This is a genomic window from Desulfovibrio sp. ZJ369 (genome assembly GCF_011039085.1).
Classification (GTDB): domain Bacteria; phylum Desulfobacterota; class Desulfovibrionia; order Desulfovibrionales; family Desulfovibrionaceae; genus Desulfovibrio.
The window spans coordinates 1-4,437 of sequence record NZ_JAAKEI010000078.1 but is presented as its reverse complement, the minus strand read 5'-3'; the positions used below and the strand labels follow the sequence as shown (position 1 = coordinate 4,437).

General features: G+C 50.6%; 4 protein-coding genes. All 4 read right to left on the bottom strand.

From position 1 onward, the window contains the following. A partial coding sequence (locus tag G7Y51_RS13160; protein ID WP_165178189.1) for a site-specific DNA-methyltransferase occupies positions 1 to 1,785 on the bottom strand: 1,785 nt, incomplete at its 3' end. Positions 1,786 to 1,797: 12 nt separating this feature from the next. After that, the gene (locus tag G7Y51_RS13155) at positions 1,798 to 2,400 is read right to left on the bottom strand and encodes a DUF4276 family protein (protein WP_165178187.1); all 603 of its coding nucleotides are present in this window, start codon (positions 2,398 to 2,400) and stop codon (positions 1,798 to 1,800) included. Continuing rightward, the gene (locus G7Y51_RS13150) at positions 2,397 to 3,518 is read right to left on the bottom strand and encodes an ATP-binding protein (protein ID WP_165178185.1); all 1,122 of its coding nucleotides are present in this window, start codon (positions 3,516 to 3,518) and stop codon (positions 2,397 to 2,399) included. The genes G7Y51_RS13155 and G7Y51_RS13150 overlap by 4 nt, the downstream gene beginning before the upstream one ends. 13 nt (positions 3,519 to 3,531) lie before the next feature. Beyond that, on the bottom strand, positions 3,532 to 4,437 hold a 906-nt coding region (locus G7Y51_RS13145; RefSeq protein ID WP_165178183.1), incomplete at its 5' end, for a PD-(D/E)XK nuclease family protein.

Sequence of the window (4,437 nt, the reverse complement as noted above, 5' to 3'; positions counted from 1 at the left end):
GGCCACGGTTTCCACAAGCTGACGCCAGTCCTCCACGTTTTCTTCAAGGATGGAGAGTTTTTGCAGGAGATTGCGGGGGTAGAACTGCCGGATGATCAGCTCGCCGTTTTCCACGGCCGCGTCAGCTTCGGAATCGTATTTGAAGGTGAGATCCTTTCTGTCGCGCAGGATGTCCACGACTTTGACATCCACACTGTAGTGGCCGCCAATGTCCATTTTCAGGCTGGCGGCCAGATCCGGCTCGTGCCCCATGCAGACCAGCATGATACGTTCCGCCGGGCTGCCCGGAGCGGCTTCCATGCGCTTTTCCATTTCCCGGTAATTGATGCCGTTGAGGATAGGGTTGAGGTCGGCCCGGGTGGCAATGCGGTTGACGGGCATGATTCTGACCTTGTAGCCGTCCTTCATGCCGTCAAAGACATCGGTGGATTCCAGCGGTTCGATTTCCAGCGCCTGAAGCAGCAAGTCCCGCGCCTGCACCGGATTGCGGAACACGTCGTAATGATTGACGTTGTAAACCTCAAAATTCAAGTAGGGCTTGCCGTCGTTTTCCAGCAGGGAGGGCCGGGCCTGTTTTTTCTCGGCAATAATGGCGTTCAGGCGCTTGGTGGTGGTCTGAATGGCCCCCAGGTTGATGTCGGCCCCGATGAAACGCCGACCAAGCTTCATGGCCACGGCTTGCGTTGTGCCGGAGCCCATGAAGCAGTCGAAGACAATGGAGCCGGGGGTGGTGGAGGTAAGGATTATGCGCTCAAGCAGTGCTTCCGGTTTTTGGGTTGGGTAATCCAAACGTTCTTTAGCCTGTGAATTCACAATGGGAATATCAAGCCATAAGTTCTGAATTAATTGACCTTTATATTCATCAAGAAACTGCCTTCGCATAAGTCTTCCATTCTCTTTTTTAGGAAATTCCAGACGTCCTTCTGCGTCCATCTGTTTCATTTTTTCAAGAGATACAGCCCAGCCATTTGCAGGCGGTAAACAACCTTTATATTCATAAATTAAATTGGGACGATATTCAGGGTTGCCTAAATCACCTAATTTATACTTTCTTCCATTCTCATCAACATATTTGTATCTTTCAGATATATATTTTTGTGTATTATCTTCAGATAAAGGCAAATATAGTTTATTAAAAATAAATTTATTTGACTTGGAAAACCAAAAAATCGTATCCGTGGCGACTCCCAATTTTGTACCAGCGTAAGAAGTTGCAGATTTACGTTTCCAAATTATTTCATTATTAAAATTGTTTCCTCCAAAAATTTCATTTAAAATACTCCTAAGTAAGAAATTTTTATTATAATCACAATGTAAGAATAGTGAACCAAAATCTGATAATAGTTCTTTGATTAAAATTAATCTTTCATACATGAACTGTAAATATTCATCATTTGTCCAAATATCATTGTATTGCTTCTCCTCAAAATTAGATAGATCCGATTCTTCTGTTTTTCCTCTCAGAGAGATTGTCTTCTTGTATTCCGCCTTTGAATCAAACGGTGGATCAATATACACCAGATCCACCTTGCCCCGAAACTCCTTGAGCAAATGGCTCATGACCTGCAAGTTGTCGCCCCAGTAAATGCGGTTCATCCAACCGTCCACCGGATCGCCGTAGCGTTCCTTGAGCTGCGCCGGGTAGTACTGTGTAGAGGTAAAAGGACGCTTGCCCGTCCAGCGCAGTTCGGGAAAGCCCTTGATGGGCTCCGGCTGCGGGAGAGTGAAGGTCATATCCTCTACATTTTGTTTGGGAGGCGTGGCGGGGAGGGTGTGCTGGGGCATGGAGGTTCCTTTTTATGGCAAAACAGGATGCAGTTCACGAAGACGATTGATACATCTTTTCAGGCTGGGGGAACGGCGCATGGCAGCCTTTATATCCCATGATTCATTGATGAATTCTTCCATTTTGGGTATATATAATCTGCCTTGTCTGCCTGAGGCGGAAATAAGATCCGCCTTGATCGCCTTTTGTGGAGAAAGGCTCGCCAATTTCGCAATATACTTTTTGGGGTCTGGCAACACATCCGGCTGGGATGAAATTTTTCCCGCCCGTATTCCCAGAAGTTTGGAAAAGTTTTCGTGATCCGCCAGCAACCAGCTTTCCAGTTCCTTTACAGCGAACCGCAAAAGAACGTTCGGGGGTATGCCAGCGGCACGCCTCCCAAAATAACGGCTTCGGGCGGCAAGGGCACAAGGGCTTCCGCTGTCCATCAAATCCGTCAGGATAAGCACGGCTGTTTCCGCATTCGCAAGGCGGGCATACGTCACTGCCTTTTTCTTAATATTGCCCGATCCTCTCAATTCATAGACTGTTCCACGCTGATGTCCACAAAATGCGATAAGCCGGCACGCAACGGGGATTTCCAGCCTGCCTTCAGCAACAACATGTATTTTCATAGCTGAAGAGACGACAGTTGTTTCATTCTGTGCTGCCTGATTTCCGGCAGCACAGCTTCAGCGGCACTCAGCCCGTTTTCCATCAGTTTTTGGGCATCATCCGATGGGCCTTGAATGATTGTCCCGTCCTGCCCGGATTCCAGCTTCAGAATCTCTTCAGGTTGAATACCCGGATCTTCAAGGAGGGCATACGAATGCGTTGAAATAAGCACCTGTCGGCCCTGCTTCCCTCGAACGAGCCTGGCAAACAGGCCCGGCAAGCGGCGAACAATTTCTTCATTCAGGGAAAGTTCCGGCTCTTCCAGAAGGAGCGGCCCGCCGTTTTCCAAAAACATCCAGAACAGGGCGATCAGGCGCAGGGTTCCGTCAGAAAAGCTGCTTTCATCCTGAATGGCCCCATTGGGACGCCAGTGCTGAAATTTTGCCCGCAGGTGCGGTTGCCCCCGGCTCTCGTCCATTTCCACCTTCAGTTCGGACAGCGTGGGAACGGCTATTTGCAGCGCTTTATCAATGCGCCGCAATCTGGCCTCGCGTGTCTTTTTCGGCGTCGCCCATATATGCCGAACAATATCTCGCCCATAGGGATCATTCACAACAGGCACGGCGGAAAAGCCCTGCGGATCGCGAACCACCTGAGGCAAAATGTGGCGATATTCAATGCTTCTGAAGAAGTTCGCAATCTCTCGAAAGGCCTCATTGGCGCTTACCTGTTCCAGCGCCGTCTGCGTTGCGCGTTGTCTGTCTTTTTTGTCCGCCCTGTCAGGGCGTCTCAAGATAGCTTCCCCATTCTTCCGCACATATTCCCTTTTTATCAAAACAGGAAATGTCTTATCACTTATGAGATCAATTCCATATTTCCATGTATTGTCTATTGTAAATGCAAGTCGAATATAAGATTCCTGCCGTGCGTAGAGGCAACGCAGTTTCTTCATCCCCCCTCTGGCTTGCACAGCCTTTCCGACGCCATGTTCAACAACGTCACGCATAAATCGAAACGCGTCAAGAAAGTTGGATTTACCGGCTGCATTGACGCCCAGCAAAAATGTGCGGTCATTCAGCCTGACATCCACTTCCTTAAAATTTTTCCAATTCTTGAGTTGAATTCTTGATACCCGCATAGTTGTTCCTGTATCATTCACACCTATTGCAAAACGCCTGCAAGTCACATTCCTTGCACAGTTTTGGCGTGCGTTCCTGAACGGCAAATTCTTTCCGCTCCATGCAGCCCACCACGGCGTCCACTTCAGCAATGGTCTTGTCCACGGATTTGCCGTCAAAGGGGAAGCGGTAGGTGGGCACGCCGGATGTCTCGCCCGTATAGTAGAGGTTCATGGCACTGACGGCAAGGCCGTGGCGCTGCTCCACAAGGTAGGCGTAGATTTCCAGTTGTCGCCGGTAGCGAGACAGCAAGTGGCGTTCGGCGTACTGATTGGGTTTGGGCGTGGCCTTGAAATCCACGATCTCCACGGTATCGCCCTTGCCCTGAATCAGATCAATTTTGCCCGTCAGGATGTATTCGTCCCGCACAAGCGAAACATCCACTTCCGTGCCGCGTATGTCCGCCCAGTTGCCGCGCTTGCGCTCCGCATAGCGCAGCACATGGCCAAGCGCCACCTCCCGGATTTGCGGGGCCAGATAGACGCGCTCCTTGTGGCTCAGGTTGGCGTAATTCACATCGAACCAGAGGCGGATATTGTCCTCGGTCACGCTTTCCGGCTGCTCGCGCAGGACGGCCTTGTGGATGTCTTCAATGGTTTGATGCACAAGCTGGCCGAACAGCATGGGGCCTTCGCGCACCGGGCTGAACTCCCAGTATTTGAAAAACTGGTACTGGCGCGGGCAGCCCTCATAAAGGAGGACGTGGGAGGTATAGGAATAGCGCCCCTTGATGCCCGCAGGCTGGACGGCATCCACGTTAAGCGCCGAAAGGTTGGCCGCGCGCCATTCCGGGAGCGTCGCATAGAACTTGTGGAAGTATTCCGTGGGGGTGCTGAGCTTGCCCCGTTTGGTGCGCTTTTCCTGGCAGGTGAGGACGAG

Bases quoted from the DNA above. Each gene is read 5' to 3' on its own strand.
- G7Y51_RS13155 (WP_165178187.1), bottom strand. From the start codon at position 2,400: ATGAAAATACATGTTGTTGCTGAAGGCAGGCTGGAAATCCCCGTTGCG.
- G7Y51_RS13150 (WP_165178185.1), bottom strand. From the start codon at position 3,518: ATGCGGGTATCAAGAATTCAACTCAAGAATTGGAAAAATTTTAAGGAA.